The organism is Nocardia paucivorans NBRC 100373 (assembly GCF_000308675.1).
GTDB classification, from domain to species: Bacteria; Actinomycetota; Actinomycetes; order Mycobacteriales; family Mycobacteriaceae; genus Nocardia; species Nocardia paucivorans.
Window position 1 is genome coordinate 334,800 of record NZ_BAGE01000041.1, and the last position, 26,234, is coordinate 361,033.

Genomic DNA, 26,234 nt, shown 5'->3' on the forward strand with positions numbered 1-26,234 from the left:
TCACTCACCCCGCCAGTGCTTTCGGAATTGTCGCGTGTTCGGGCAGGATCACGCCGCAACCGAGCGAGGCCGCGAAAGCAGCCGCCTGATAGCGGTAGCAGCGCCGGATCTTCAACCGGGCCTGGGTGGACAGGTCTCGGGTGATGGCCTCGATCCGAGGCAGATCCCCACGCAGCGGCTCGGTGATGGTGACCAGCACGCCGAAACGGGTGACCCCGTGTCCGCGGGCCTGTTCCTCCCGGGCCTGCTGGGTGGCGCCCACCCGCAGGGTCGCCGCGGCGGAGACCACGCCTCGCTCGCTCTGCTGGGCCACCAGCGCGTTCTTGAAATCGTCGTCGACGATCTCGGCGGCATCGGCGGCCGAATGCGGGCGGTACACGATGGCGATCCGCTTACGCGGCACCTCGGGGTTGGGGGCCAGCAGCCGCTGCAGCACTCGCTCGTCGACGGCGCCCTCCGGCGCGGTGTCCATCTCCCAGGACACCGATCGCCCGCCATCGTGCACCAGGTGGTCCCATTTCTCGTCACAGGACACCGGCCCGGCGTCGGCCCAATCCAGCCCGTGCCCCTCCGGTTCCCCTGCGGCGACTTCGAGATCCGCCTGGGAAGCGGGGTCGTAACTGCGCCGGATGAAGGCGATGATCTCATCGGCCGACATCGGCTGGGCCCGCACCCCGGCCTCGGCGAGCGCGGCGCAGATGCCGGGCAGCCGGCGGCCGATCTCGACCGCTTCCTCGGCGGGGTTCTTCCGCCGTTCCACCGTGGTGGCCTTGAAGGTGATGGCCACCCGGGGCAGGAGCTGCACCCGTTCCTGTGGCAGTTCGGTGGCGAGTTCGTACATCACCTGCTGCGCCAGTTCCGGCGCATCCGGCCTGGTAATCGTGGAAACCTCGTTGAGCAGCCGGTTTCCGGTCTCGGGCACGGTATCGATGACCGGGACCACCGCCACGATATCGCTGGTCTGGCCCAGCGACGCCAGGAATGTGCCCCATGCCGACACCCACCGGTCGATCACCGGTTGGTCCACCGCCTCGTGCCCCTGCGGCCAGGCCCGCAACACCACGGTGTACTGCGCGAACTGCGGTAGATGAATCATCCCGAAGCTGTATCCACCGGCGTCGATTCCCTCGTAGAGCCTCGACGGGGCGAGCAGTCCGGGCAGCCGGGTGAACCCTCCCGGGATACGGGAGAACCGGCCACCCCGGTACACGTGCTCACCGCGACTGCGTGAGCGCATCCAGTTGAACATCATCAATCCCGTCTCGTAGCCGGAGCGGCCCCCCGTCCGCCACACCAGTGGAACCATGATCACCACGCCGACCCCACCCACGACGAAGCCCCATTGGAAACCGCCGAACATCGCGGTGACCAGGGCGGTGATCACCACGACGAAGCCGAGCACCGTCTCTTCCCACCGCAGGCCGAACAGACCGGCGCTGCGCGGCTTCTGCCACAGTCCGTAGGAACGGCGTTCGTAGGTGTCGGGCGTCGTCATCGCGGAATGGTGCTCCTGCCGAGATCAGGGGAACGGTTGGCCCAGCGGTCACCCGCGACATCGCCCATGGCCGCATCGGCCCGGCTCATACCGGATGTCGCGGCACGTGCCGCGCTTATTCTGCTCGCCGCACGGGACGCTCCGGAGGGGACTCCACCCGAACCCGACGGCGCGGCCGCCCGATCGGCGGATGCCCCACCCCCTCCTCCGCCGCCGCGCGGCGGCGGGGTGGGTCGGGGAGATCCGGCGCGTCCGCTACCGGAAGGCGGCGGAGTACGACCCGTACCGGTGACATAACCGGCCGCGCCCGGCGCGGCCGCGCCCTTCACACCGACCGCCTTGGTGCCCACGGCACCCAGGCCGGCCGCCGCGATCAGGGTGCCGCCCGTGGCGGTGAGACCGGAACCGCCACTACCCACGATGGCCACCGCCGGGGTCACCAGACGCATCAGGGCGGGCAGGACGAAGGCCACGCTGCACAGCAGCACGATGGCCACCAGCATGCGCTGGGCCTCCTCGCCTTCGGGCAATCCCGATGTGGCGGTCAGCTCGTTCACATGACCCGCCGTGGTGAAGGCGATCATGTACACGATCGCGGCCACCGGCTTCCACAGCATGAACGCGATGATCCAACCGACCAGCTTCTGATACGACTGCTTGCCGATATTCATCCCGGACGACGCCGCCGCCAACGGAAGCACCCCGGCCGCGATCACCAACAGCCCCTGCCGGACGATGGCCAAAACGATCTGCGCCAGAGCGCCGAGCAGCCCGACAATGGCGATGATCAACACCAGACCGGGCGAGAACGCCTGCAACTTACTGGTTTTCACCATGAGCTCGGCCATACTCCGGGCATTTCCATCGGTGGAATCGTTGATGATCCACTCGGCAAACCGATCCGAAGCCTGCGTACCGGCCACGATCACCGCACCCAGCATCCAGGAACTGAACACGACCCGGGTGAACATGCGGAAGGATTCGGCCGCCTCGTTCATCGCGGCCCCGCGTCTGGCCTCGGCCAATCTGGCGCCGGACAGAATCACCGACGCGATCAACAACAATATCTGCGCCTGATAGGTGTAGTCGTTGATCTTGGTGAACAGCGCGCCCGAATCGCTGACCGCCTCGTTGGGCACCTTCATCCAGAACGTCAACGCCAGGATGATGGCCTCACCGAGACCGTTCATCAACGAATCCACCACCTTGCCGAAGGTGGAGTCCCACGCCTTGTCCTTGACCGCGGTGGCCGCCTCCCCCGGATGCGAGACGGCATTACCCGCCTTGCACACCGCCGAGGCCGCATCACCCAACGAGATCCCCGGGATGCCGAGACCGTCGAGCGCATCGTGGATCTCGTCGCAGGTCTCGTCGAAACCGTAGGTCTGACCATAGGCCACCGTCGGGGTCGCGACCATCACGGTGAAGACCACCGCGAGAATGGTGACCAGTTTTCTCATCAGATCCGAGCCCCGGCCCCGCGCGGGGGCCCGCTCCCGACCCGTCGAGTGCCGGTCACTGTCGTCAACAGTTTGCGCTTGCACTTTCCGCCCCACATCTCCGATCACCACGAGGTCCACCCCTCCAGCGATTCGACATATTCGGTCCGAGTGGAGGCCGAGGTGGTCGGCTTGAGCCGCCAGTCACCCGCGTCCCACACCATGATCAGCCGTAGTGCCACCCACAGCCGTTTTCCGTCGACCTGGGGTCCGCGAGTCGCCAAGCGGACGATCGCCATGTCATCGGCGTAGTCATCGATCTTGAACGCATCCGGGGCCACCAGATAACGGGTGATCGATTCCGGTTGCTGCTCGGGCAGCCGATCCGCCGCCAACGCCCGGTCGTATGCGGCGATCTGTTGGGCCGTCACCCGCACCTGCCGCACATACAGATCACGATGCGCGGGACGGGCATTGAGCCGATAGGTGATCTGCGCCGCCGCCAACGCAGCACCCTGCGGGGTATGCGAATAACCGACTGCCAGACCGTCCTCGATCCGACTCGGACCGTCGGAGGTCGAGAACGGCACCGAGGCGCCGTAGACCCGCTGCCACCCCCGCGGCCCGTCGGTGCCCTTGGGCGCGGCGGTCAGCCAATCCGGATCGGATGGTTTGCGCTGCCCCGAGGGATCCTGCGGAAGCGGCTGCCCGGCCGGATTGTTCGGAATGTCGACCCGCCGCCCGAACAGGTCGATCTCCGGGGCCGCGAACCCCTCGGCGACCGGTCCGTCCACCACCGACGGCCCCTCGGCGACCGGCGGATCGTCACGCCCCACGTACACGAACACGCCGACGATCACGATCAGCGTCAATACCGCCGCGGACGCCACCACGCCGAAGGAGACGCGGTCGCGCGCGTACGGCTCCTTCTCGCTCACTTCGGTGCCTCCAAGGGGACGATATCGCCGGGTAGTTCACTGATCGCATCGATGGGCCGCTCGGTCGACCCCGGGTCCGGTAGCCGTAACCTCCAATCCTCGGCGAACCACTCCACGGTGGTGTGATTCACCGCTTTCGAACTGTCCGAATACTCGGTGTAGATGTCGACGCGAGCGCGTTCGTCGGTGTAATCGGTGATCCGGTAGCCGAGCACCCGCGGTAGGTATTCGGGGGAAGCCGCGCCGGTGATGGACAGCTGCACTCGATTCACCGACCATTCGTCACGCGCGGCGCCCGGCACCAGCTCCCGGGCCACCACATTCGACCACTGGCTGTCGGCGGCCACCGACAATCGCACCGTATGGGTTATCGCGGCCACCGCCGCGCCCGGTGGGGAATGCTCGAATCCCGTTGCCGCACCCTCGGAATCCGAAGCGGGACCCTGATCGGTATACGGCAGGGGCACTCCCTGGAACGGCTGCCAACGCACCCCGGTGGGCGGCGCGGACAGATCCGGTCCGGACGTGTCCGACCCGCCACCGCAACCCGCGACGGCGGCCAGAACCACGGCCACCGACGCGCACAGCATCCGTCCCCGGCCACCGGGTCCGGTGGCCGTTTTCACTATGGAATTCATGCGCAGGCCGTTCCCACCCTGCGCCGCACGCTCGCCCCGCATATTCCCGCCGTGAACGGTCCGCCTCCGTGGTCACACACGGTCACTCCTGCGCTCATGCCGGCAGAAACGCCAGCGCGATACCCGAAGCCGTGCTGGCGACCGCGGCGCCGAGCAGGCTCATGAGCACACCGTGCGAGGCGTCGTTCATCGCCAGGTCGCTGCGGAACACCAACCACAGCTTGCCCGCCGAGACGATCATCCACGCCAGACACACCAGCAACGCGAACCACAACAACCAGTTCAACAGTTGCGTGAGCGGTTCCAGCACCTCGGCCGGCATTTGTTTGTAGGCGAACACCTCGACCACCCGTACTCCAGACATCACGGCCTCACGTTCCGATGACGGCTTACGTTCCGATGACGGCGTTCATGATGGTGCCCGCACTGGTGGCGACCACACCGCCGATCATGGCACCGGCCACCATCTTCGGTGACTCCAGCCCACCACCGGTCCACTTCTCCCAGGCGAATTTTCCACCGGCGTAGATGATTCCGCAGACACCCGACAACAGGACGAACCAGGTGAGGTACCGCACCAGTTGCAAGATCTTCTCCGAACCGGGAGGGGCCTCCGGAGTCGGGTTGCCCACCTGGGCGAGAAGAGTGCCATAACTCTCGTGCACGGCGAGGAGGACGGTGCTCATCGGGTGCCTTTCTCGAAAAGGGATGAGGGACGTTCGGCCCCCGCCACTGCGGGGAACCCGGTGGGAACGGTCGAGGCCCGGAAAAGGTAGCCGTGCGTGGCCGCGGAGGGCGCCCGATCGTGCCGAATGAACTGTGCTAAGGGTAGGTGCTCGGCGACGGTCACGGCATCACTCCTCGGGCGGTCTCGATCTGGCCTGTTCGGGACGACGAGACTCCGCCAGGGCGGCCCGGGCCGCGGAGACGATCTCCCAGCCGATTTCCCGAATCCCTTGCGGCACCTCGTCGAGCGGATCGATCCGGCGCCGCCGCTGCGGTATCACCGCAACGCCCGGTGTCCACACCGGCAGCTTCTCCGGTTCGACCAACGTCCACTCCTCGTACCACGGCACCTGCCAGATCTGGCCCGCCAATGCGCCGACCACATCCCGGTAGCGGCGGATCTCGGGAGCCATCCGGCCGGGGCGCGCCGCCACCGTGATCAGACCGAGTACCTGGGAGGGCCCGGCGAAACCGGAATGGTGCTGGCGCAGCAGATCGTGCGCACGGGTCAATCCCGTGATGGTTTCCCGGGCCACCAGAACGACAAAGGGGGATTCGCGGTCGAAGACGCCGGGCCAGCGGCGGCCCGAATCCGCCGCTGGCGCAAGCACATGCGCGAGGGTACTGACTCCGGCGCCGCCGTGCACCCCCAGCAGCCAGACCAGCGGCGCCCGACCGGCTCCGGGGATGGGACGGTCCCAGATGCCGGCGCGGCGGGATTCCGGTGGGGGAACCACACCGGCCTTGGGGTGTTCGGGTCGAGAGGGAAGATTCATGGCGGCGGTCATGATGCCACCCCGGCGAGTAGCTGCCCATAGGCGCGACGGGTCTCATCGGCCAATGCGATATGCCGAACGAGTTCACCGCGGGCCAGATGTGGGTCGTAGGGGACCTCGGCGATATCGCGAACCCAGCCGGACAGGTGCTCACGCAAATGCTCGGCAACTCGGGAATCGTCGCCGGGATGTTGATGCGAGATGACGATGGTGGTGTCTCCGACAATGCCACCACCCATACCGTCGGCGGCCTCACCGAACTCGTCGTCCAGCCATTCCAGGGTGACTCGCAGGCGATTCGCGGCATCGGTGCGCGCCGGGATCGTCAGGACCAGCGCCACATCCGCGTCGTCGAGCAGTGGACGCAGCTGACGCCCGGCAATCGGGCTGCCGCCGTCGTAGATCGCGGTATAGCCGGCCTGATCCACGGCGCGCGCCACCGTGAGATAACTCGCACGCCGACGCAGTGGCGCGGCATCCCGCCAGAGCAGACCTATCCCCGAGGTCGCGCGGGACATACATTCCTTCAAGGGCGCGGGCTCGTCATCACCCCGTCCGTAGAGCCACGATTGCAGACTGATCGGATGCAGGTGCTCGTCGGCGCCGCGCAAGGCCAGATCCCCACCGGCCAGGGTGGCGTCCACGGCAATGGTCGGGGTGCCGGACATACCGAGCTCACCGGCCAGTCCCAGTGCCGTCGTGGTGGTTCCGGCGCCGCCGCATCCACCGACCACCAGAATCGGTCGGGGTCTGCGCACGGAGTCCGAAACATCCTTCGACCGCCGCAACCGCACCACCGGAGCCTCCGCGTCCGTCGATTCGGCGGGCGGATCGTCTTCCTCGGCGACGGCGGGTGCGTCGTCGAGCCAGCTGCTCCAGTCGTCTCCCATCCCTGCACTCTCCTCTATCCGGCCGTTATACCCGTGATCAGGGTGCGGCCGTCGATCACCGCGGTGGTGACCGTCTGCTTGCTGTAGGTGGCCGGGGCATCGTTCGGTCCGTATTCGGTGATCTCGACCGAATAGCGACCGTCCGCGACGGTCACGATACGCAGGCAGTACTCGGTACCGGGTGCGACGCTGTCGATCCCGGCCTGAATTCGTTCGGCGGGCGATACCCGCGCATCGGGTGCGACCACCGATCGGGCCGCGGCACCGGAGCGCTCCACGTAGTAGGCGTATTGGAAGCGCATGATCACATCGGGCCCCGAGGTGGTGTCACCTCGTTCGGCGCCGCGCACCACGGTGTCGGATCGCTCGGTGACACAGCGATTCGCGCCGGCATTCGCCCGATCCCCCTCGGCGATGAACCGCAGTGCAGCACCATCGTCCGGGCCCGAGCCACGGGACGCGCCCGGGGCGAGCAGATACAACACCACCGCGGCCGCGGCGGCGAGCAACAGCACGGCGGCCGCCAGAACACCGATCGTGCGCCGCCGCCGGGCCTTCGCCTCCGCATCGTCCGAACGTCCGGCGGCACGACCGATTCGGGCGGGTTGCGCATCGGAGTCGGCCCAGGGGAACTGCACCAGGTCACCGTCGTCTGCGGCACCCGGCTCAGGGTCGGTGACCCAGTCCGACCAACCACCGGTGAATCCACTTCGGCGTTCGGAGAGTTCGGTGGGTTCGACGACCGATTCCGCCGACCGGGTGCGAACCCGCGTGGGCACCATGTCTTCGGGAGCTATCTCGTCGGCGGAGATGTAGTCCGGATAGCGAGCGGGCCCACCGTCGTCCGCCGATACCGTATCGCTCGTCACGCTGTTGTTCGTCCGCTCGGGCGCGGAGTCCGCATCCTGTGGCTCGAGCGGGTCGTACCAGCGGTCGAGCTTTTTGTACGACTTCAACATTCCCCCATTCCCGCAGGCCGGGGCACGTGGTATCGCATCGTCGAACCCTCTCGGCGATCAGTGGGTGGAGAACGGGTCGGTCTCGGGGGCACCGGGTCGTGCGACAGGTGAAGTCACCGCGGCTCCGCCGAAGGAGGCACCGTCGACTCCTGTCCCAAATGGGAATTGTCCCGTACCGGGTGAGGTCGGAGCCGGCGACGCGCCGGAGTCGGACTCGAAGAATCCGGGCGTGGATTCCGGCTTCCCGGCCCGCGGTAGTCCGACCGACGGCGCGTCGACCGTCCGTGGGGCCTCGCCGCTACCGACGGCCGCATCGATATCGCGAGCGGCCGCGGCGATCCAGTCCGCGATGAACTTGGTGGGCGCCTCACCGGTGGCCGAGATGGCGGCATTGCCGTAGGCCTGATGCCGCTGGATGGTATCCCAGTAGCGCACCCAGGTGGTGGTGTTGAGCAGTTCGCTGTTGTCGGTGATGTTGTCCACCACCGCGTCGAATGCCTGGCTCACCAATCGGATACCGGTGGTCGGTGGGATGAGCTGCGGTATGGCGCCGAGCAGTTTGGTGCCCAACAGCAACAGCGCGGCCGGAGGATTCGCCAGTCCCGCGGTGGCGAGTTCGGCGATCGCGGCCGGGTTCAACACGGTGCGCACCACGGTAACCACCGCGTTCAAACCGATCAGACCGACCTTCAGCAGGGCCCGCATGGCGGCCGGGATATCGAGCGGGGTCCGCGGATCGGCGGCGTCGGCCAATCGCTCGGAGATCGACTTCTTCGGCGAGATCGACAGATTCGCCAGCGAGGTGCCCTGGATGTCCTCGTTGACCACTTTGGTCACGGTCTTGATGGAGGTGAACGCCAGCGCCTGCGCGATCGAGGTCAGCGAGGCGATCGGATCGCCGCCGCTGAGCTTGGCCTGGCCGACGATACTGGCCACCGCCTTGAGGATCGGCGCCCCCTCGGGGGCGTCGCAGGCCAGATCCCCGGCGGCACAGAAACTGGCCACCCGGCCGGTGAGAGCGCCGAAGTTCTTGGCGGTATCGCGATCCGGAGCGATACCGCCACCGGCCGCGGGAGTCTGTGGCAGTGCGGCGATCTGCGCCACCTGCGTGCCCTCGGTGCCCGGCGCGGGGTCGGGGGTCGCCTTCCCCGGCGCACCGGGGAACAGCGGTGCGCCCGGGGTGCGGGTGGGGTCGCCGATGAGGGCCACGGCGGCGATCTTCTCCGCCGGTATGACACCCTCGCCCCGACCGATCTCCTGGGCGAACACCGAGGCCACATGCGCGCCCTGGGAATAACCGATGATCGCGAACCGGGTGTTGGGGCAGCGTTTGGCCACCGAATTCGCCATCGAACGCAGACGGGCCAGCCCACCGGTGACCGATTCGGAATACGGTGTGGCGCTGCGGCCATCGATACCGCCGAAACCGGCTTCGTAAGGGACATAGGCACGTTCGACGAGACCGGGTTCGTGGGCATTGGCCATCAGGGGTCGGAAGACCGTGGACAGCATGCCGGTGTCGGTGGTCGGCGCGGCATCCGGCGAGGACTCACCGGTGCCCTGAATTCCCAACGCGTACAACGCCGGACAGGTCTGGATCGATAGCGCGGTGGACGGACCCGCCGGATTCGGTGCCTGCGCATGGACCGAAGGCGCGAGGGCGACGGTACCCGCCGTCGCGGTCGCCACAGTCACGGTGAGTGCGGTCAGCATCCCCGAGATTCTTGCCGTGCATCCAGCCATAGCGACCCGCAATCCGTCTTGTCACAGTTATCCGAGCGCAATGAAACGCAATTGACCGTAACAGATTTCGGCTATCACCGCTGAAGCGGCGGAAAGTTTACGTGACCCGTTGGTGACTTCAGGACGCAGCACGGCGATCCGAGGCCCAAACGTTATAAGTTTCCGATCTTGTCGCCCCCCTCCGACAAGCCCCCGTGACAGGGCGGTGCCGCTCAGGCGGCGGAGGTCACCCGGTAGACGTCGTATACGCCCTCGACATTGCGGACGACGTTCAGCAGGTGCCCCAGATGCTTGGGATCGCCCATCTCGAAGGTGAACTTGCTGATCGCCACCCGGTCGCCGTGGGTGGTCACCGAGGCCGAGAGGATATTGACCTTCTCGTCGGCCAGCACCTTGGTGACATCGGACAACAATCGGGTGCGGTCCAACGCCTCGATCTGGATGGCGACCAGGAACACCGATGACGGCGACGGCGCCCACTCCACCTCGATGATGCGTTCGGGCTGCGCGCGCAGGGAATCGGCATTGGTGCAGTCGACGCGATGCACGCTCACCGCACCACCGCGGGTGACGAAGCCCATGATCTCGTCACCGGGGACAGGGGTACAGCATTTGGCCAGTTTGGCCACGGTGCCCGGGGCGCCGGGGATCAACACCCCGGCATCGCCGGTGAGTCGTTGCCGGGACGGCGTCGTCGACGGGGTGGAACGTTCGGCGAGCTCGTTCTCCACATCGCCGATACCGCCGAGCTGGGCCATCAGCCGCTGCACCACATGGTGCGCCGACACCTGGTTCTCGCCGACGGCGGTGTAGAGCATGGAGATATCGCTGTAGTGCAGTTCGTGCGCGACGGCCGTCATGGCGTCGACACTCATCAGCCGCTGCAGCGGTAGTCCGACCCGGCGGACCTCCTTGTTGATCTGCTCCTTGCCGTTCTCCAACGCCTCTTCCCGGCGTTCCTTGGCGAACCACTGCCGGATCTTGGCCTTCGCCCTGGGGGAGACCACGAAGTTCTGCCAGTCGCGGCTGGGGCCGGCGTTCTGCGCCTTCGAGGTGAAGACCTCCACGACCTCGCCGTTTTCCAGCTGCCGTTCCAGGGCGACCAATCGGCCGTTCACCCGGGCACCGATACAGCGGTGTCCGACCTCGGTGTGCACCGCATAGGCGAAGTCGACGGGCGTGGACTTCTGCGGCAGGGTGATCACGTCGCCCTTGGGGGTGAAGACGAAGATCTCCGGCGCCTTCAGATCGAAACGCAGCGACTCCAGGAACTCGGCCGGGTCGGCGGCCTCCCGCTGCCAATCCAGCAGCTGGCGCATCCAGGCCATATCGTCGACCTCGGCGGTATCGCCGGAATGCTTACCGCGGGTCTCCTTGTAGCGCCAGTGCGCCGCGATACCGAACTCGGCGGTCCGATGCATATCGTGGGTGCGGATCTGCACTTCCAGCGGTTTGCCGTCGGGGCCGACGACGGTGGTGTGCAGCGACTGGTAGACGCCGTATCGGGGCTGGGCGATGTAATCCTTGAAGCGGCCGGCCATCGGCTGCCACAACGAATGCACCACCCCGACCGCGGCGTAGCAGTCGCGCACCTCGTCGCACAGGATGCGGATACCCACCAGGTCGTGGATATCGTCGAAGTCCTTACCCTTGACGATCATCTTCTGGTAGATCGACCAGTAGTGCTTGGGGCGGCCCTCTACGATGGCATTGATCCGGGAGGCGGCGAGAGTATTGACGATCTCGGCGCGCACCTTCGCCAGATAGGTGTCGCGCGATGGCGCGCGGTCGGCGACCAGTCGCACGATCTCGTCGTACTTCTTGGGATGAAGGATGGCGAAGGCCAGGTCCTCCAACTCCCATTTGACGGTGGCCATGCCCAGCCGGTGTGCCAGCGGCGCGATCACCTCGAGGGTTTCGCGAGCCTTCTTCGCCTGCTTCTCCGGGGGCAGGAAGCGCATGGTGCGCATATTGTGCAACCGGTCGGCCACCTTGATCACCAGGACACGCGGGTCACGGGCCATGGCGATGATCATCTTGCGGATGGTCTCGGCCTCGGCCGCCGAACCGAGATTGACCTTGTCCAATTTCGTGACGCCGTCGACCAGATGCGCGACCTCGGGTCCGAAATCGGCGGTGAGCTGCTCCACCGAGTAACCGGTGTCCTCGACGGTGTCGTGCAATAGCGCGGCGACCAGGGTGGTGGTGTCCATGCCCAGCTCGGCGAGGATATTGGCGACTGCCAACGGATGGGTGATATAGGGATCACCCGATTTGCGGAACTGGTGTTTGTGCCGTTCGTCGGCCACATCGAAGGCGCGCTGCAACAGGGCGAGGTTGGCCTTCGGATACAGCTCCCGGTGCACCGTGGCCAAGGGTTCCAGAACCGGCTTGACCGCCGCGATCCCACGCTGTCCGGTCATTCGCCGGGCCAGCCGGGCACGCACCCGCCGGGAGGCAGAGGTCGGCACCGCGGCCGTCCCGCCCTGGCGGGTCCGATCGGAATCGGTGCGGGACCGGGGCGTGGGGGCCGCACCAGGAGGAATGGCCGGGACATCGCCGGATCGCTGGGCGGACGTCGGTTGCTCGACATTCGCTTCGCCCAGATGCTGAGCCATGCCACCACCTCTCCATGCCGCGGTCCGGACCGGCTCCGAACCCGCAACTTCCTCCCGGAATACCAACTCTAGCCGCCGCACCGGTATCGCATACCCCCCACCGATGCCGAATGCGCCGGCCACGATAACTCGACTATTCGAAACGTCGGCGTTCAACACAACGCCGACCACCCGCCGAACCTTCCCGAGTACCTGCGATGAGACCGCCCGGACACCCTTTACCGACCGCAGCGCCGACCGGCCCCGAAACGGCGGTATTCGTCGACCCGGCGCAGACCACATCCGGGTGGGACCGGGCCCTTACACTGCGACCATGGATCCGTTGGAGCGGCTGCGGGCCATCTGCCTGAACCTGCCGGAGACGAGCGAACGCCGTAATCACGGCTCACCGGCGTTCGTGGTGCGGTCGAAATCGTTCGCGATATTCCTCGCGGCCGGTCGCCACGGCCCCGGATCGGATCTCTGGTGCCCCGCCCCCGAAGGGGTGCAGGCCGAGGTCGTGGCCGCCGAACCCGAACGGTTCTTCGTCCCCCCGTATGTGGGTCGCGGCGGATGGATCGGGGTGCATCTCGACATCGATCCCGACTGGGACGAGATCCGCGCGATCATCCACGACGCCTACCGGAAGGTCGCACCGAAGCGGCTCTCGGTCGGCCTGAACCCACCCGCCACGACCGCCCCACCAACCCACGCCTGAGCGCCGGACCGGATCATCCGGTCGCCTCCGGAGACCCGCCGGGTACAGGATCGACCTGCGCCGACAGCTCGGACTCGTCCGTCAATCCCGCCGGGGTGAGCACGAGGCGCCGGGTCACCCCGATCTCGTCCAGGAACCGCGGATCGTGACTCACCACGATCAGGGCGCCCTGGTATGCCGCCAAGGCCTGGGTGAGGTGGCCGAGACCGGACAGATCGAGATTGTTGGTGGGCTCGTCGAGCAGCAGGAGCCGCGGCGCCGGTTCGGACGACAGCAGCATCGCCAGCGCGGCGCGCAACCGCTCCCCGCCGGACAGGGCCGAAACCGGGATATCGGCCTCGGCGCCGCGGAACAGAAAACGGGCCAATCGAGCGCGGATACGTTCGGCATCGGCATGCGGGGCCGCGGCCGCCACATTCTCGAAAACCGAACGTTCCTCGTCGAAGATGTCCAGTCGTTGCGGAAGCATGCGCCAGGGCACCTTCGGCGGCTCGGCGGCGATCCGACGCAGCAACGTCGTCTTGCCCGCCCCGTTACGGCCGGTGATCGCCAGGCGCTCGGGTCCGGACATCCCGAGACTCACAACCGGGCCATTGGCCAACCGCACCTCGTCGAGCGCGATCACCTCCTGCCCGGGATACAACCGGGTGTGCGGTAGGTCGACCCGGATCTCCCGATCGTCGCGCAACAACTCCTCGGCCTGCTGCAACTGCTCCTTGGCGGCATCCAGTTTCTCGATGTGGTTGTTGCGCAACTTCCCGGCCGCGACCTGAGCCTGACGTTTACGCATCCCCATGACGATCTTCGGCTCCCGCTTGTTCTCGTACATCTTGCGGCCGTAGCGCTGCCGGCGATCCAGTTTGATGCGGGCCTCCGCCAGCTCCTTCGCCTGTTTGCGCACATCACTGCGGGCATCCCGGATCGCGGCCCGGGCCACCTGTTGCTCTGCCTCGACAATGCGCTCGTATTCGCTGTAGTTGCCGCCGAACAACCGCAGCTCACCGGTCCGCAGTTCGGCGATGGTCGCCATACGTTCCAGGAGTTCCCGATCGTGGCCGACCACCAACACGGTGCCGGAGAACTGCTCGACGACCTCGTACAACCTTGCCCGCGCCACCCGGTCCAGATTGTTGGTGGGTTCGTCCAGCAACAGCACATCGGGTTCACGTAGCAGTTCGGCGACCAGCCCGAGCAGTACGGTTTCCCCGCCGGACAGGGTTTCCAGCCGTCGGTCGAGTCGGTCCACCGAATCCGCGAGATGGTCGAGACCGAGCCGCCCGAGCAGCGCGATGGCGCGTTCCTCGACATCCCATTGTCCGCCGACGAGGTCGAAGTCGGCCTCGTCGCCGGTCCCGGCTTCGATCCGATGCAGCGCCCGCCGTATCTCGGCTATCCCGAGCACCGCGTCGACCCGCTCCCCCACCGCGAGACCGAGGTCCTGTCGCAGGTATCCGAGCAGACCGGTGACGGTGATCGAACCGCGTGCGGGGGTCAGTTCACCGGCCACGAGTCGGAGCAGGGTGGATTTACCGGCCCCGTTGCTCCCGACCAGCCCCACGTGCCCGGGACCGATGACGGCGTCGAGTCCCGCGAACACCGGGGTGCCGTCGGGCCAGGAGAAAGAGAGATCGGAAAGGACGATATTGGCCATGCCTGCCTCACAGAGGTTTCGAACCGAACGCGGCGCGCGGGGTGCGGGCCGCCCGAACGACTACCTCAGGAGAGCAACGGCGAACTCCGATCAACGGGAACAGGACTCGACCAGAGTAGCCACACCGATCATCCCGTGCCAGTGTTTTCTCGACCGGCTTTTCGACCGAGGGGTTCCGACCGGGGTGTCCCTCGTATCACACGGTGACGATGGAGGTGAGCGGATAGTCCCCCTGCCGGGCACGTCCGTCCAGGAACCCGAGTTCCAGTACGACCGCCGCCGCGACCACATGGGCGCCGGCGGAGACGAAGAGATCCGCGGCCGCGGCGAGGGTGCCGCCCGTGGCCAGCACATCATCGAGCAGGAGCACCCGACGGCCCGGCAGATCCACGCCCTCGCCGGGAATTTCCAGCGCGGCAGAACCGTATTCGAGATCGTATTCCCGGGTGACGACCGGCGGCGGCAGCTTGCCGCGTTTACGCACGGCCAGCACCCCGGTACCCAACGCGGTGGCCACACCGGCGCCGAGCAGGAAACCACGGGCGTCGACCCCGGCGACCAGGTCCACATCGGGGGCCAGGGCGGCCAGACAATCGATAACGGTGCGGAACCCCTCGGAATCAGCGAAAACGGGAGTGAGATCGGCGAACCGAATACCGGGCGAAGGGAAGTCGTCGACCCAACGAGTATGCCGATGGACCAGTTCGGCCGCCTTGGCCGTACGCTCGGCGATCGTATTGTCCGACTCGATCGCCGCATGCTTGCTCATCGACACCACTCCATTCTCCACAACCCACAACACCGCTCATCGCTGGAGCACCCACCGGTCCATATTCCATCCGGTCCCGGCCCGGGTGGGTCCCGCGATGCCGTTCTGCAAACCGCCGCCGAAGGCGATGGTGCGCGGAGTGGCGAACAACGGAATGCTCGGCAATTCCGCCCACAGAAGATTTTCCGCTTCGGCGAGCAGACCCAGCTGCACTCCCGAATTGTCATCGGCGGCAAGCTGATCCGTTATCGCATCGTAGCGGCCGTTACGGAAGTGCCCGAAATTCAATCCGCTACCGGTGCGCAATGCGCCGGTAGCGGTCACCCCGGTCAGCGAACCGGCCGGACCGGGCGCGGCCGCGGGGCCGGCCAGTACGGCGTCCACCTGTGCCTGTGCGAGTCGGTCGGGAGTGAAGTCGGGGGTACCGGCGTCCTCCACCGTGATACCTGCCGGTTTGCAGGCCTCGGCGATCGCCTGCACCGTGCGAGCACGCCGGGCATCGGGAGCCAGATAACCGATCCGCACGGTGGGATGGTCCACACCGGCGGCGGTCAAGGCGGCGGTGGCACGTTTCACATCTGAACCGTCGAACGGCGCCCCCGCCCCGGCGACCGCGGAATAGAAAACCGAATCCTGTTGCACGATATGGGCATTGACCGGCGACGAACCGACACCGGCCTCTGGGGCGTCCTCGACCCGGCCGAGTTCGTCGAACAGCGCACGACGCGGTATGCACAAGGCCAGTGCCCGCCGGACATCACCGGAACGGAAGACGCCGTCGGTGCCCAGGATCAATTGCTCGGTGCCCCGACTCGCCACCTGGTGCACGTCGAACCCGTCCAGGTCCAGTTCCGGAATCGACCCCGCGCCGATATCGACCACGGCCACCGACCCGTCGGAGATCTTGGCAGCGAGATCGGCCGGTTTCGGCCAGATGACGATCCGCCCGGTCGCGGGCCGATCCCCCCACCACTGTTCGTTGGCGACCAGGACCAGGCCGTCCTCGGCGGTGAACGATTCGATCCGATACGGGCCGGAGGACGGGAAACGGGTCGGATCGAGCTCGCCGGGGGTCATATTCCACCCGGTGTTCCAGAAATCGGCCAGCTTTCCCAGCGCCGCCATATCACCGGACTGGACCGCGGACACCACATCCGGCACCCCCGCCGCCTGCGCGGCCACATGCGCGGGCATCAGCTCCCCCGCGGCGAAGAGGGTGCGCCAAGGCAGATAGTGCCGGCCCGGACGGAACACCACGGTCGCGTCCTTGGATCCCGATTGGCAGTCCACTCGTTCGATGGCCGAGTAACCGGCCGTGCTCGCGGTGTCGAACAACGGAACCTGACCACCCGGCCCGGGCTTGGTGAACCGTCCGCTGCGCGCGGCCCAGGTGAGCACCAGATCGTCGCAGGAGGTGGGTACTCCGTCGGAATAGACTCCCTCGGGATTGAGCCGGTACTGGATGGTCTGGGCTTCGCCGGGTACCTCCTTGGCGGTGCCCACATCCGTATCGGCGACCTGCTGCCCGTCCGGGCCGGTGTAGAAGAAGCCGGTCAGCACCCGACCGAATACGGCCGCCGCGCCACCCGCCGCACCGGCGGTGCTGCCGGCGTTGTAACTGGTGACCGCGACATCGACGGCGTAACCGATCGACGGCACCTGATCCTTGCCGCCGGAGCAACCGGCCGCGAGAGCGGCGACCACCACGGTGGTGCCCAGTATCGCGATCACCCGGCGCACGGATTGCCGCATCGAGGAACCCCCTAGCTGGTCAGTACCGCTTCTTCTGCCGTTTTCCAGTCGGTCTGGCGCCGGGACGGGGAGCGCCCGCCGCGGCCCGACGCGGTATGTCGGAGGAGGCTCTCCCCGGGGCCGCCCGCCGCTCGCCACGGGGGCCGGTGCGATCGTCCGATACGCCGGCGGCATTGGCTCGTTTCGCCAGCACCTTCTTGGTGTGCGCGGCGACCGGGCCCCAGCGTTCCTTCAACGAGACCAGCATCGGCGTGGCGAAAAAGATCGACGAGTAGGCGCCGACCACCAGCCCCACCAGCTGGATCAGCGCCAGATCCTGCAGGGTGCCGACGCCGAGCATCCACACCGCGATCACCATGAGCCCGATGATCGGTAGCGCGCCGATGACCGCGGTGTTGATCGACCGCATCAATGTCTGGTTGACGGCCAGATTGGCCTGTTCGGCGTAGGTGCGCCGGTTGAGATGCAGGATGCCGCGGGTGTTCTCCTCGACCTTGTCGAAGACGACCACCGAGTCGTACAGCGAGAAGCCCAGGATGGTCAGCATGCCGATAACGGTCGCCGGTGTGACCTCGAAGCCGACGAGCGCGTACACCCCCGCCGTGACCAGCATGTCGAAACCGAGCGCGGCGAGGGCGGCGAGCGCCATATCGCGTTCGTAGCGAATGGTGATGTACGCGGTGACCAGCACCAAAAACACCACCAGCGCGATCAGCGCCTGCCGGGTGATCTGGCCGCCCCAGGTCTCGCTGACATCGGAGACACTGATCGCGTTACGGCTCGGGTTACCCGCGTCATCGGTGGGTTGGAACCGGTCGAACAGCGCGGCCTGGAGGGCCTCGGCCTGTTCGGATTCCAGGGTGGACGACCGGATGAGAATGGTCTTCGTATCACCACTTCCCACGGTCTGCACCGACTCGGGATCATCGCCGATGACCTCGTGGTACACCTGTTCGACCGCGGTGGTATCAGCCGAGCCGGCCGGGAACTGGACCCGCGTACCGCCGACGAAATCGATCCCGAGAGTGAATCCGCGCAGCAGGATGCCGGCCAGACAGACGAGCACGATCAGCGCGGTGATCGCGTACCACATCCGGCGTTTGCCGACGACATCGAGCACACCGGTCCCGGTGTAGAGACGATTCATCCAACTGTGCCTGGGCAGGGTCGAACCGTCGTCCTCGAGAGCCCGGTGCTCCATTGCGTGCGTTGTGGGGCTGTTCATCGTCCTCACGCCTTCCCGACCGCGGCCTCGGCCGCCTTGCGCTCACGGGCCAACTGCTGGATCGCGCCGAGGCCGTTCACCGACGGTTTCGCCCAGAAGGGGGAACGGGCGGCCAGTTGCACCAGCGGGGCCGTCACCAGGAACACCACCACCACGTCGAGGATGGTGGTGAGTCCGAGGGTGAAGGCGAAACCACGCACCTGCCCGACGGCCAGTACGTACAGTACGGCCGCGGCGATGAAACTCACCGCATTACCCGACAGGATGGTGCGGCGCGCCCGCTCCCATCCACGGGGCACGGCCGAACGGAAACTACGTCCTTCGCGCATTTCGTCCTTGATGCGTTCGAAGAACACCACGAACGAGTCGGCGGTCATACCGATACCGATGATGAGACCGGCGATACCGGCCAGATCCAGGGTGAACCCGATCCACCGGCCGAGCAGCACCATGATCCCGTAGACGGCGATACCGGAACCCAGTAGCGACAGCGCGGTGAGGAAGCCGAGCATCCGGTAGTAGATCAGGCAGTACAACAGCACCACGGCCAGGCCGACGGCGCCGGCGATCAGACCGGCCTTCAGCGACGACAGGCCGAGCGTCGCCGAGACGGTTTCGGCCTCCGATGTCTGGAACGACAGCGGCAGAGAACCGTATTTGAGGGTATTGGCCAGTTCCTTGGCGCTGGTGGCGGTGAAGTTTCCGGAGATCTGGGTGCGACCGCCGTGTTGCGGGCCCTGCTGCACGACCGGTGCGCTCACCACCTCCGAATCGAGCACGAAGGCGACCCGCTTGTAGAGGTATTCGCCGGTGAGGGTGGCCCAGGCGTCGCTACCGCCGCCCTTGAACTCCAGGTTGACCTCGTGTCGCGCCTGCTGAGGGTTGAATCCCGAGGTGGCGTCGGCGATCTCCTGACCATCGATGCGGCTCTTGTCGAGCAGGAACACCTCCGTGCCATCGGCGGAGCAGGTGACCAACGGCAGATTCGGATCGTCGTTACCCGCCAGCGGGTCGGCGCCGCTGCAATCCAGGGTGGCCATGGCGGTCTGCTGGACGGCCGGGTCGGTGCTCTGGCGCAAGGCCTTGGCCGCAGCGATGTCGCGTTGTGCCCGCTGCTGAGGGCTCAGCGAGGCGTCGTCGGGCTGCTCGGCCGGAGCGGGGGCCGGGGGCGCCGACGGTTCGGGCGCGGGGGTGGTGGGCGCTTGGGCCGGGAATACCCGCTGCTGCGGGGTGGAGCCCTGCGTCTCCGATTCGCTCGTCGTGCCGTTCTCGGCAGAATCGGTGCCGTCCTCGGCGGAACCGGTGGTGTCCTCGGCAGAATCGGTGTTCTCCTCGGTGGAACCGGTCTCGTCGACCGTTCCGGACGCGTCCTCCGCACCAGGTGTGTCCTGGGACGGGGTCGCGTCGCCCTCGGCGGGAGCGGGGGCGGGAGGGGCCTCCGGCGCGACCGGAGCCGTCGGGGCCTGACCGGGAGGCCGAGCATCCAGGACCGGGCGGATGTACAGCTTGGCGGTAGTGGCCAAGGTGCGCGCCTGCTGGCTGTCGTCCCCGGGCACGGTGATCACCAGGTTGTCCCCGTCGATGATGACCTCGGAACCACCCACACCGAGCCCGTTGACCCGGTTCTCGATGATTTCCTGCGCTTTCCGCAGGCTGTCCTGGCTCGGCCGGCTACCGTCCGGGGTACGAGCGGTCAGGGTGACGCGGGTGCCGCCCTGCAGATCGATGCCGAGTTTGGGCGTCGGGGACTTGTCACCGGTGAAGAACACCAGTGCGTAGATCGCGGCCACCAGCACGCCGAACAGAGCGAGCCAGCGGAGGTGGTGCGCCGATCCCTGAGACGGTGGCACGGGTCGTCATCTCCTAGGCGGAAGTCGGGTGGAACAGTCGGGTTGCGCGCCGATCCACATCGGATACCGGTGGTATCCGATGGGCGAACCGCACAGGTGAGCGGTCTGTGCCCGGAGGCGGCAGCGCAGTGTAACCACGCGGGGTGCCCGCCCACGCGCCGAACGACACGAACTCAGTCCTTGGACAACCGGATGTCGGTCTGCTCGGCGGTTTCCTCGACGGGGTCGGTGTCGGTCGCCCCGGTCTCCTCGCCGGTATCGGCCTCGTCGGTCGGGATCTCGTCGTCGGTGCGTACCTCGCGGATCGCCTGGCGCAACCAGGTGGTTACCACGTCCTCGGCGATCTCCAGATCGACGGTGGTCTCGTCGACCTCGACCACGGTGCCGTACAGCCCCGAGGTGGTGGTGACCCGGTCGCCGACCTTCAGGTTGTCCTGCATATCGGTGATCTTCTCGGCCTCCCGCTTCTGACGGCGGATACCGAGGAACATCGGCACGAGCAGGGCTACCAGCAGTAGCGGGAACAACACGTCCATGGTCGAAGTCAGTTCCTGATCCGAGTGGTGTGGGCACGGGTACCCCCATAGTCTGCCGGCTCCGCCGAGGCGCGCTACATCCGCACACCCGGAACCACCACGAGTCGCGCTCGACCGAGGCGCCGCGGAAAGCCCGCCGGCCGGGTCATGCCCGCCGGCATAATCCGATCCATGACCCCCGAAGATGTGCACCGAACCACTTTTGCCACGGCTCTGCCCTGGCAACGGGGTTACCGGATCGCCGACGTGGACGATTTCCTCGATCACATCGCGGCGGCCCTCACCGGCCGGGCCGCCCTGACGGTGGCCGATCTGGATCGGGTTGCGTTCGGTGAGGCGAGGTGGTGGACCCGCGGTTATCGCGCCGAACAGGTCGACGCCTTCATCCAGCGGGTACGGGCCGAGTTCGGGTCCCGAGCCTGATTCCGGGGACGGCAGCGCATCGAGCCGGCGCACCGCGCCCGCCGAACCACCGCCCGATCGGTCGAGCAGATCGATCAGTCGAACAGGTCCAGGGTGGGTTGCGGTTCCCGGCCACGCACCTCGATCGACCCGAAGACCAGGTCCGGGGGCGGAACCATACCGAGGTGCTCCCAGGCGGCGGCGGTGGCGACCCGACCGCGCGGGGTGCGGGCCACCATTCCGGCCCGGACCAGGAACGGCTCGCAGACCTCCTCGACGGTCGCCGCCTCCTCCCCCACCGCTACCGCGAGGGTGGACACCCCCACCGGACCACCGCCGAAACCGCGCACCAGCGCGCCGAGCACGGCCCGGTCGAGACGGTCCAGACCGAGGGGGTCCACATCGTAGACTTCCAGCGCGGCGCGAGCGACCGGAACGGTGATCCGACCGTCGGCGCGCACCTCGGCATAGTCGCGGACCCGGCGCAACAGCCGGTTGGCGATGCGCGGGGTGCCGCGGGAACGGCCGGCGATCTCGGCGGCGGCGTCGTCGTCGATGGCGAGGCCGAGGATCCGCGCCGAACGCTGCAGAATGCGCAGCAACTCCTCGGGCTCGTAGAAATCCATATGCCCGGTGAAGCCGAACCGGTCACGTAGCGGGCCGGTGAGCGCCCCGGATCTGGTGGTGGCACCGACGAGCGTGAACGGGGCGATATCCAGCGGGATGGATGTGGCGCCCGGTCCCTTGCCGACCACCACATCCACCCGGAAATCCTCCATCGCCAGATACAGCATTTCTTCGGCGGGCCGGGCCATCCGGTGGATCTCGTCGATGAACAGCACATCGCCCTCGACCAGATTGCTGAGCATGGCCGCCAGGTCACCGGCGCGTTCCAGCGCGGGACCGGAGGTGATGCGCAGCGAGGTACCGAGTTCGGTGGCGATGATCATGGCCAGGCTGGTCTTCCCGAGACCGGGCGGGCCGGACAACAGGATGTGGTCGGGGGTGCCGCCGCGGCCGCGAGCGCCGCGCAATACCAGCGCGAGCTGTTCCCGGACCCGGGACTGGCCGATGAAATCGTCCAGCGAGGTGGGGCGCAGACCGGTTTCGATATCACCGTCGGAGTGCAGATAGTCGGGGCGGACCGGGGACTCCGCGCGGTCACCGGTGATATCAGGGGTGGGGGACTCGTCGTAATCCATGGCGTACTACCGGTTCTTTCCCAACAGACCGAGCGCGGTGCGCAGCACGGTGGAGTTGTCCGCGTCCGGGCGATCGGCGAGGACCATGTCGACGGCCTTCTCGGCCTGTTTGAGCGGGAACCCGAGCCCGGTGAGCGCCTCGGTGACCTGATCGCGCACCGGGGTGAGCACCGACGCCGCGGCGGTACCCGCCGGGCTCCCGGGCACCGGCACCTGGTTCACCTTGTCGCGCAACTCCACCACCATGCGCTCGGCACCGCGTTTACCGATGCCGGGAACCCTGGTGAGGGCGGCGATATCACCCGCCGCCAGGGCCTTGCGCAGCGCTTCCGGCTCCAGGACGGCCAGCACCGCCATGGCCGATCGCGGCCCCACACCGGATACCGTCTGCAACAACCCGAACAGGTCCCTGGCCTCGGTATCGGCGAACCCGTACAGGGTCATCGAATCCTCCCGCACCACCAGCGCGGTGTACAGGCGGGCCTGCTCGCCCCGGGTGAGCCCGGCCAGGGTCGCGGGGGTGGCGTTGAGCCGATAGCCGACTCCCGCCGCCTCGAGTACCACGTGGTCGAGTGCGAGCTCGAGTACCTCTCCGCGGACCGACGCGATCACTCGCGCACCGCCTTTCGTTGTCGGTCGAGCCTGTCGATGTACTGTTTACGCGCCCGTTCGGCCCGGGCCTCGGCCTCGGCCATTCGGGCCATCAGCGGCGCCCGCCAGCAGTGACAGATGGCGAGCGCGAGCGCATCGGCGGCATCGGCCGGTTTCGGCGCCGCCGCGAGCCCGAGGATACGGGTCACCATGGCGGTCACCTGAGCCTTGTCCGCCGAACCCGATCCGGTGACGGCGGCCTTCACCTCGCTGGGGGTGTGGAAGGCCACGGGGATACCGCGCCGCGCGGCCGCCAGGGCGACGACCCCGCCGGCCTGCGCGGTTCCCATGGCGGTGCGCACATTGTGCTGGGAGAAGACCCGCTCGATCGCCACCACGTCGGGCCGATGGGTGTCCATCCACTGTTCGGCGGCGTCGGCGATGCGCAGGAGGCGTTGCGCGAGCTCCAGCTCCGTGGGAGTGCGGACCACGGTCACGTCCCGGGCCCGAACCGCACGACCCGCCCCGCCCTCGACCATGCTCAGACCGCACCGGGTGAGCCCGGGATCGACACCCATCACCCGCACGGACACCCCTTCCGAAACACGAACAGTTGTTCGAAGTCTAGTGCAGCCCTCGGTATGTCGTCGGCGACGACATACAACCGGGGCCGAGCTCAGCCGGTAAGGGCCGCGGTGAACACGGCGTGGGCGGCGGCGTCGAAGAGCACGAACCGCACCTCGTCCGCCTCGGTCGGCGTCGCGCGCACGGTCTCCACGGCAATCCGCGCGCCGTCGTCCATGGGCCACCCGTAGATACCGGTGGATATAGCAGGAAACGCCACCGTCCGCGCGCCCAGTTCGTCGGCCACCCGCAGGGATTCGCGATAACAGGACGCCAACAGCGCCGAACGATCCTCACGGGTGGACCAGACCGGCCCGACGGTGTGCACGACCCAGCGGGCGGGTAACGCACCGGCCGTTGTGGCCACCGCCTGTCCGGTCGGCAGCCCATCGGGATACCGAGTTTCGCGCAGGCGCCGACATTCGGCGAGGATCTCCGGACCGCCCCGGCGATGAATGGCCCCGTCCACTCCCCCACCGCCCAGCAGGGAGGAATTGGCGGCATTGACCACCGCGTCCACTTCTTGTTCGGTGATATCACCGCGCACCAGCGTCAACGAGACCATGCCCGGATTCTTTCACCCACCCCGGACACACTCCTACCATCGGACATATGAGCACCGCAGGTATGGCTGTCCTCGAGGGCGGGCCCAGGGACCTGCTCGACCGCATCGTTTCCGTGGAGTCTCCGGATTCGGACGTCAGGATTCCGTTCCGAGGCGGCTACGAACATTTCACCCCCACCCCTCGACACAAGCACACCCCGGAGGGGGATCTACCCGTATACGAGTGGAGCTACCACACCGATATCGCGGAATGATCCGCATGCCCTATCCAGGGTGACGCCGTCGCGCCGGCCGACGGGTGAGGGCTGCGCGCTTCCCTCGGTCGACCACGGCGGGTCGGGGGCAATCGCCGAGCGAAAGAGTAACCAATCAGTTACACTTTTTGTATGGACGAAGTGGCCGCGGCCATCTCCGACCCGATACGCCGCGAAATCCTGGAGATACTGCACGAAACCCGCCTCACGGCAGGCGCCATCGCCGAACGGTTCTCGGTCAGCCGCCCCGCCATCAGCCGGCATCTACGGGTCTTACGCGCCGCCGGACTGGTCCACGACGAACCCATAGGCCGAGAGCGTTACTACACGCTCGACACCGAACCGCTGAACGCCCTGACGGCCTGGATCACCCGAATCAACACCCCCACCGGTTGGGAGAACAGCCTCGACGCCCTGGAAACCGAGGTTTACCGCACTCGGCGTGAACGCCGTACCGAGACCGCCCACAACCGACCCGGTACGACAGCCATCCCACGAAACGATCACGCCCAACGTTCCGACCACACCCGAAAGGGCACCGCATGACCACCACCGGCCCGAATGGACAACTGCGACGCGCACCCGCCGGCCGCGATCTGATACTCACCCGCACCTACCGGGCCCCGATCGAGGATGTGTGGGCGAGTATCACCGAGCCCGAGCGCACCGCCCGCTGGATCGGAGCCTGGGAAGGCGAGGCCGGCCCCGGAAAGACCATCCGCCTACAGATGGCCTTCGAAGACGAACGACCGTGGTTCGACACCACCATCGATATCTGCGAACCACCACGGCACCTCGCCCTCCGAACCCTCGACGATCACGGCGCCTGGCGTCTGGAGGTGGTGCTGTCCGAACACGACGGAATCACCGAACTGGTGTTCACCCATCACCTGCCGGCAGAGGCGAATATCGCCGAGGTCGGCCCGGGCTGGGAGTACTACCTGGACGCGCTGGACGCTTTCCGGACAGGAGCACTCCGCCCGAATTTCGACGACTACCTTCCCGCTGTGAAGGCCCACTATGAGGGACTCGAATCCTGAACGAAGCGACCCCGACGCGGATGGCCGATCCGCATCTCGACGAACCGGCCGCCTGCTCCGCTTCGTCCCTGATCGGCCGGTCTCCGATCAGGCCTCGAGCTCGGCGAGCACCTCGTCGGAGACGTCGACATTGGTGTAGACGTTCTGCACGTCGTCGCTGTCCTCGAGCGCGTCGACCAGTTTGAACACCTTACGGGCGCCCTCCACGTCGACCGGCACGTTCACCGAGGGCTGGAAGCCGGATTCGGCGGAGTCGTAGTCGATGCCCGCGGCCTGCAGCGCCGACCGCACCGCGACCAGATCGCCGGGCTCGCTGATGATCTCGAACGATTCTCCGAGGTCGTTGACCTCCTCGGCGCCGGCGTCGAGAACCGCGGCGAGCACATCGTCCTCGGTCAGGCCGTTCTTCTCCAGGGTGACGATGCCCTTGCGGTGGAACAGGTAGGCCACCGAGCCGGGGTCGGCCATGGACCCGCCATTGCGGGTCATCGCGACCCGCACCTCACCCGCGGCGCGGTTGCGGTTGTCGGTCAGACATTCGATGAGGACGGCGACACCGTTGGGTCCGTACCCCTCGTACATGATGGTCTGCCAGTCGGCGCCGCCGGCTTCCTCACCGGCGCCACGCTTACGGGCACGCTCGATATTGTCGTTGGGGACCGACGATTTCTTCGCCTTCTGGATGGCGTCGTAGAGCGTCGGGTTTCCATCCGGATCGCCGCCACCGGTGCGGGCCGCCACCTCGATATTCTTGATCAGCTTGGCGAACAGCTTGCCGCGCTTCGCATCGATCACAGCCTTCTTGTGCTTGGTGGTGGCCCATTTGGAGTGGCCGCTCATTCACTACTTCCTTC

27 protein-coding genes are annotated in these 26,234 nt (G+C 67.1%); 5 read left to right on the forward strand and 22 right to left on the reverse strand.

All coding sequences use genetic code 11. From position 1 onward, the window contains the following. Positions 1-4: 4 nt before the first annotated feature. From ON32_RS13025 to ON32_RS13075, 11 genes are all read right to left on the reverse strand, one after another. On the reverse strand, positions 5-1,495 hold the full coding sequence (locus ON32_RS13025; RefSeq protein ID WP_040791088.1) for an SCO6880 family protein: 1,491 nt from the start codon (positions 1,493-1,495) through the stop codon (positions 5-7). Further along, positions 1,492-2,955, reverse strand: a complete 1,464-nt coding sequence (locus ON32_RS13030; protein ID WP_245551006.1) for a conjugal transfer protein TraG N-terminal domain-containing protein — start codon at positions 2,953-2,955, stop codon at positions 1,492-1,494. The genes ON32_RS13025 and ON32_RS13030 overlap by 4 nt, the downstream gene beginning before the upstream one ends. Positions 2,956-3,059: 104 nt before the next feature. Continuing rightward, positions 3,060-3,872, reverse strand: a complete 813-nt coding sequence (locus ON32_RS28510; protein WP_040791089.1) for a DUF8175 domain-containg protein — start codon at positions 3,870-3,872, stop codon at positions 3,060-3,062. Beyond that, positions 3,869-4,510, reverse strand: coding sequence for a DUF8175 domain-containg protein (locus tag ON32_RS13040; RefSeq protein ID WP_245551007.1), 642 nt, complete (start codon positions 4,508-4,510; stop codon positions 3,869-3,871). The genes ON32_RS28510 and ON32_RS13040 overlap by 4 nt, the downstream gene beginning before the upstream one ends. A 94-nt stretch (positions 4,511-4,604) precedes the next feature. After that, positions 4,605-4,874: a hypothetical protein gene (locus ON32_RS13045; RefSeq protein WP_040791090.1), complete on the reverse strand. Its 270-nt coding sequence runs from the start codon at positions 4,872-4,874 to the stop codon at positions 4,605-4,607. Between the two features lie 25 nt (positions 4,875-4,899). Continuing rightward, entirely contained in the window at positions 4,900-5,196 is a 297-nt protein-coding gene (locus ON32_RS13050) for a hypothetical protein (protein WP_040791091.1), read from the reverse strand. A 168-nt stretch (positions 5,197-5,364) separates the two neighbouring features. Continuing rightward, positions 5,365-6,024, reverse strand: a complete 660-nt coding sequence (locus tag ON32_RS13055) for a hypothetical protein (protein ID WP_051133182.1) — start codon at positions 6,022-6,024, stop codon at positions 5,365-5,367. Next, positions 6,021-6,902 carry a MinD/ParA family ATP-binding protein gene (locus ON32_RS13060; protein ID WP_040791092.1) on the reverse strand — a complete coding sequence of 294 codons (882 nt, stop codon included), beginning with the start codon at positions 6,900-6,902 and terminating at the stop codon, positions 6,021-6,023. The genes ON32_RS13055 and ON32_RS13060 overlap by 4 nt, the downstream gene beginning before the upstream one ends. 14 nt (positions 6,903-6,916) lie before the next feature. Continuing rightward, positions 6,917-7,861: a DUF8176 domain-containing protein gene (locus tag ON32_RS13065; protein WP_040791093.1), complete on the reverse strand. Its 945-nt coding sequence runs from the start codon at positions 7,859-7,861 to the stop codon at positions 6,917-6,919. 57 nt (positions 7,862-7,918) lie between these two features. Next, entirely contained in the window at positions 7,919-9,574 is a 1,656-nt protein-coding gene (locus ON32_RS13070) for a cutinase family protein (protein WP_040791094.1), read from the reverse strand. A 242-nt stretch (positions 9,575-9,816) separates the two neighbouring features. Then, positions 9,817-12,222, reverse strand: coding sequence for a RelA/SpoT family protein (locus tag ON32_RS13075; RefSeq protein ID WP_040791299.1), 2,406 nt, complete (start codon positions 12,220-12,222; stop codon positions 9,817-9,819). 313 nt (positions 12,223-12,535) lie between these two features. Between ON32_RS13075 and ON32_RS13080 the strand changes: the two genes are divergently transcribed. Then, the gene (locus tag ON32_RS13080) at positions 12,536-12,919 is read left to right on the forward strand and encodes an MmcQ/YjbR family DNA-binding protein (RefSeq protein ID WP_040791095.1); all 384 of its coding nucleotides are present in this window, start codon (positions 12,536-12,538) and stop codon (positions 12,917-12,919) included. A 13-nt stretch (positions 12,920-12,932) separates the two neighbouring features. On the opposite strand, the gene ON32_RS13085 is transcribed toward ON32_RS13080, so the two are convergent. From ON32_RS13085 to yajC, 6 genes are all read right to left on the reverse strand, one after another. Further along, positions 12,933-14,570: an ABC-F family ATP-binding cassette domain-containing protein gene (locus ON32_RS13085; RefSeq protein ID WP_083874421.1), complete on the reverse strand. Its 1,638-nt coding sequence runs from the start codon at positions 14,568-14,570 to the stop codon at positions 12,933-12,935. A 196-nt stretch (positions 14,571-14,766) separates the two neighbouring features. Continuing rightward, the gene (locus ON32_RS13090; protein WP_040791301.1) at positions 14,767-15,339 is read right to left on the reverse strand and encodes an adenine phosphoribosyltransferase; all 573 of its coding nucleotides are present in this window, start codon (positions 15,337-15,339) and stop codon (positions 14,767-14,769) included. A 36-nt stretch (positions 15,340-15,375) separates the two neighbouring features. Next, positions 15,376-17,091 (reverse strand): ABC transporter substrate-binding protein, encoded by a 1,716-nt coding sequence (locus ON32_RS13095; RefSeq protein WP_040791096.1) that lies wholly within the window; start codon positions 17,089-17,091, stop codon positions 15,376-15,378. A 19-nt stretch (positions 17,092-17,110) separates the two neighbouring features. Then, the gene (gene secF / locus ON32_RS13100) at positions 17,111-18,316 is read right to left on the reverse strand and encodes a protein translocase subunit SecF (RefSeq protein ID WP_051133183.1); all 1,206 of its coding nucleotides are present in this window, start codon (positions 18,314-18,316) and stop codon (positions 17,111-17,113) included. 5 nt (positions 18,317-18,321) lie between these two features. Next, a complete protein-coding gene (gene secD / locus ON32_RS13105; protein WP_040791098.1) occupies positions 18,322-20,166 on the reverse strand; it encodes a protein translocase subunit SecD in 1,845 nt (614 codons plus the stop codon). A gap of 173 nt (positions 20,167-20,339) precedes the next feature. Beyond that, a complete protein-coding gene (gene yajC, locus ON32_RS13110; protein ID WP_040791099.1) occupies positions 20,340-20,702 on the reverse strand; it encodes a preprotein translocase subunit YajC in 363 nt (120 codons plus the stop codon). A gap of 171 nt (positions 20,703-20,873) precedes the next feature. On the opposite strand from yajC, the gene ON32_RS13115 reads away from it, so the two are divergent. Next, the gene (locus tag ON32_RS13115) at positions 20,874-21,125 is read left to right on the forward strand and encodes a DivIVA domain-containing protein (RefSeq protein WP_051133184.1); all 252 of its coding nucleotides are present in this window, start codon (positions 20,874-20,876) and stop codon (positions 21,123-21,125) included. Positions 21,126-21,199: 74 nt separating this feature from the next. Here the strand turns inward: ON32_RS13115 and ruvB are convergent, their stop codons facing one another. The 4 genes from ruvB to ON32_RS13135 form a co-directional block, all read right to left on the reverse strand. After that, positions 21,200-22,306, reverse strand: a complete 1,107-nt coding sequence (gene ruvB / locus ON32_RS13120; RefSeq protein WP_051133185.1) for a Holliday junction branch migration DNA helicase RuvB — start codon at positions 22,304-22,306, stop codon at positions 21,200-21,202. A gap of 6 nt (positions 22,307-22,312) precedes the next feature. Further along, positions 22,313-22,918, reverse strand: coding sequence for a Holliday junction branch migration protein RuvA (gene ruvA, locus ON32_RS13125; protein WP_040791100.1), 606 nt, complete (start codon positions 22,916-22,918; stop codon positions 22,313-22,315). Beyond that, a complete protein-coding gene (gene ruvC, locus ON32_RS13130; protein ID WP_040791304.1) occupies positions 22,915-23,484 on the reverse strand; it encodes a crossover junction endodeoxyribonuclease RuvC in 570 nt (189 codons plus the stop codon). The genes ruvA and ruvC overlap by 4 nt, the downstream gene beginning before the upstream one ends. An 89-nt stretch (positions 23,485-23,573) precedes the next feature. After that, positions 23,574-24,086, reverse strand: coding sequence for an O-acetyl-ADP-ribose deacetylase (locus ON32_RS13135; RefSeq protein ID WP_040791101.1), 513 nt, complete (start codon positions 24,084-24,086; stop codon positions 23,574-23,576). Positions 24,087-24,133: 47 nt separating this feature from the next. On the opposite strand from ON32_RS13135, the gene ON32_RS13140 reads away from it, so the two are divergent. The 3 genes from ON32_RS13140 (at position 24,134) to ON32_RS13150 (ending at position 25,380) form a co-directional block, all read left to right on the forward strand. Further along, the gene (locus tag ON32_RS13140; RefSeq protein WP_040791102.1) at positions 24,134-24,340 is read left to right on the forward strand and encodes a DUF5988 family protein; all 207 of its coding nucleotides are present in this window, start codon (positions 24,134-24,136) and stop codon (positions 24,338-24,340) included. 132 nt (positions 24,341-24,472) lie between these two features. Further along, the gene (locus tag ON32_RS13145; RefSeq protein ID WP_051133186.1) at positions 24,473-24,886 is read left to right on the forward strand and encodes an ArsR/SmtB family transcription factor; all 414 of its coding nucleotides are present in this window, start codon (positions 24,473-24,475) and stop codon (positions 24,884-24,886) included. Beyond that, positions 24,883-25,380 carry an SRPBCC family protein gene (locus ON32_RS13150; protein ID WP_040791103.1) on the forward strand — a complete coding sequence of 166 codons (498 nt, stop codon included), beginning with the start codon at positions 24,883-24,885 and terminating at the stop codon, positions 25,378-25,380. Before ON32_RS13145 ends, ON32_RS13150 begins: the two co-directional genes overlap by 4 nt. An 87-nt stretch (positions 25,381-25,467) precedes the next feature. Here ON32_RS13150 and ON32_RS13155 read toward each other — a convergent pair whose 3' ends face one another. Further along, the gene (locus ON32_RS13155; protein ID WP_040791104.1) at positions 25,468-26,220 is read right to left on the reverse strand and encodes a YebC/PmpR family DNA-binding transcriptional regulator; all 753 of its coding nucleotides are present in this window, start codon (positions 26,218-26,220) and stop codon (positions 25,468-25,470) included. Positions 26,221-26,234: the final 14 nt, after the last annotated feature.

What these genes read in the sequence shown, in the direction of transcription:
- ON32_RS13030 (WP_245551006.1), bottom strand. Translation starts at nt 2,955, where the DNA reads ATGAGAAAACTGGTCACCATTCTCGCGGTGGTCTTCACCGTGATGGTC.
- ON32_RS13025 (WP_040791088.1), bottom strand. Translation starts at nt 1,495, where the DNA reads ATGACGACGCCCGACACCTACGAACGCCGTTCCTACGGACTGTGGCAG.
- ON32_RS13060 (WP_040791092.1), bottom strand. Translation starts at nt 6,902, where the DNA reads ATGGGAGACGACTGGAGCAGCTGGCTCGACGACGCACCCGCCGTCGCC.
- ON32_RS13150 (WP_040791103.1), top strand. Translation starts at nt 24,883, where the DNA reads ATGACCACCACCGGCCCGAATGGACAACTGCGACGCGCACCCGCCGGC.
- ON32_RS13065 (WP_040791093.1), bottom strand. Translation starts at nt 7,861, where the DNA reads ATGTTGAAGTCGTACAAAAAGCTCGACCGCTGGTACGACCCGCTCGAG.
- ON32_RS13145 (WP_051133186.1), top strand. Translation starts at nt 24,473, where the DNA reads ATGGACGAAGTGGCCGCGGCCATCTCCGACCCGATACGCCGCGAAATC.
- ON32_RS13075 (WP_040791299.1), bottom strand. Translation starts at nt 12,222, where the DNA reads ATGGCTCAGCATCTGGGCGAAGCGAATGTCGAGCAACCGACGTCCGCC.
- ON32_RS13040 (WP_245551007.1), bottom strand. Translation starts at nt 4,510, where the DNA reads ATGAATTCCATAGTGAAAACGGCCACCGGACCCGGTGGCCGGGGACGG.
- ON32_RS13050 (WP_040791091.1), bottom strand. Translation starts at nt 5,196, where the DNA reads ATGAGCACCGTCCTCCTCGCCGTGCACGAGAGTTATGGCACTCTTCTC.
- ON32_RS13045 (WP_040791090.1), bottom strand. Translation starts at nt 4,874, where the DNA reads ATGTCTGGAGTACGGGTGGTCGAGGTGTTCGCCTACAAACAAATGCCG.
- ON32_RS13055 (WP_051133182.1), bottom strand. Translation starts at nt 6,024, where the DNA reads ATGACCGCCGCCATGAATCTTCCCTCTCGACCCGAACACCCCAAGGCC.
- ON32_RS13090 (WP_040791301.1), bottom strand. Translation starts at nt 15,339, where the DNA reads ATGAGCAAGCATGCGGCGATCGAGTCGGACAATACGATCGCCGAGCGT.
- ON32_RS13085 (WP_083874421.1), bottom strand. Translation starts at nt 14,570, where the DNA reads ATGGCCAATATCGTCCTTTCCGATCTCTCTTTCTCCTGGCCCGACGGC.
- ON32_RS13070 (WP_040791094.1), bottom strand. Translation starts at nt 9,574, where the DNA reads ATGCTGACCGCACTCACCGTGACTGTGGCGACCGCGACGGCGGGTACC.
- yajC (WP_040791099.1), bottom strand. Translation starts at nt 20,702, where the DNA reads ATGGACGTGTTGTTCCCGCTACTGCTGGTAGCCCTGCTCGTGCCGATG.
- ON32_RS13135 (WP_040791101.1), bottom strand. Translation starts at nt 24,086, where the DNA reads ATGGTCTCGTTGACGCTGGTGCGCGGTGATATCACCGAACAAGAAGTG.
- secF (WP_051133183.1), bottom strand. Translation starts at nt 18,316, where the DNA reads ATGAACAGCCCCACAACGCACGCAATGGAGCACCGGGCTCTCGAGGAC.
- ON32_RS13115 (WP_051133184.1), top strand. Translation starts at nt 20,874, where the DNA reads ATGACCCCCGAAGATGTGCACCGAACCACTTTTGCCACGGCTCTGCCC.
- ON32_RS13080 (WP_040791095.1), top strand. Translation starts at nt 12,536, where the DNA reads ATGGATCCGTTGGAGCGGCTGCGGGCCATCTGCCTGAACCTGCCGGAG.
- ruvB (WP_051133185.1), bottom strand. Translation starts at nt 22,306, where the DNA reads ATGGATTACGACGAGTCCCCCACCCCTGATATCACCGGTGACCGCGCG.
- ON32_RS13095 (WP_040791096.1), bottom strand. Translation starts at nt 17,091, where the DNA reads ATGCGGCAATCCGTGCGCCGGGTGATCGCGATACTGGGCACCACCGTG.
- ON32_RS13155 (WP_040791104.1), bottom strand. Translation starts at nt 26,220, where the DNA reads ATGAGCGGCCACTCCAAATGGGCCACCACCAAGCACAAGAAGGCTGTG.
- ON32_RS13140 (WP_040791102.1), top strand. Translation starts at nt 24,134, where the DNA reads ATGAGCACCGCAGGTATGGCTGTCCTCGAGGGCGGGCCCAGGGACCTG.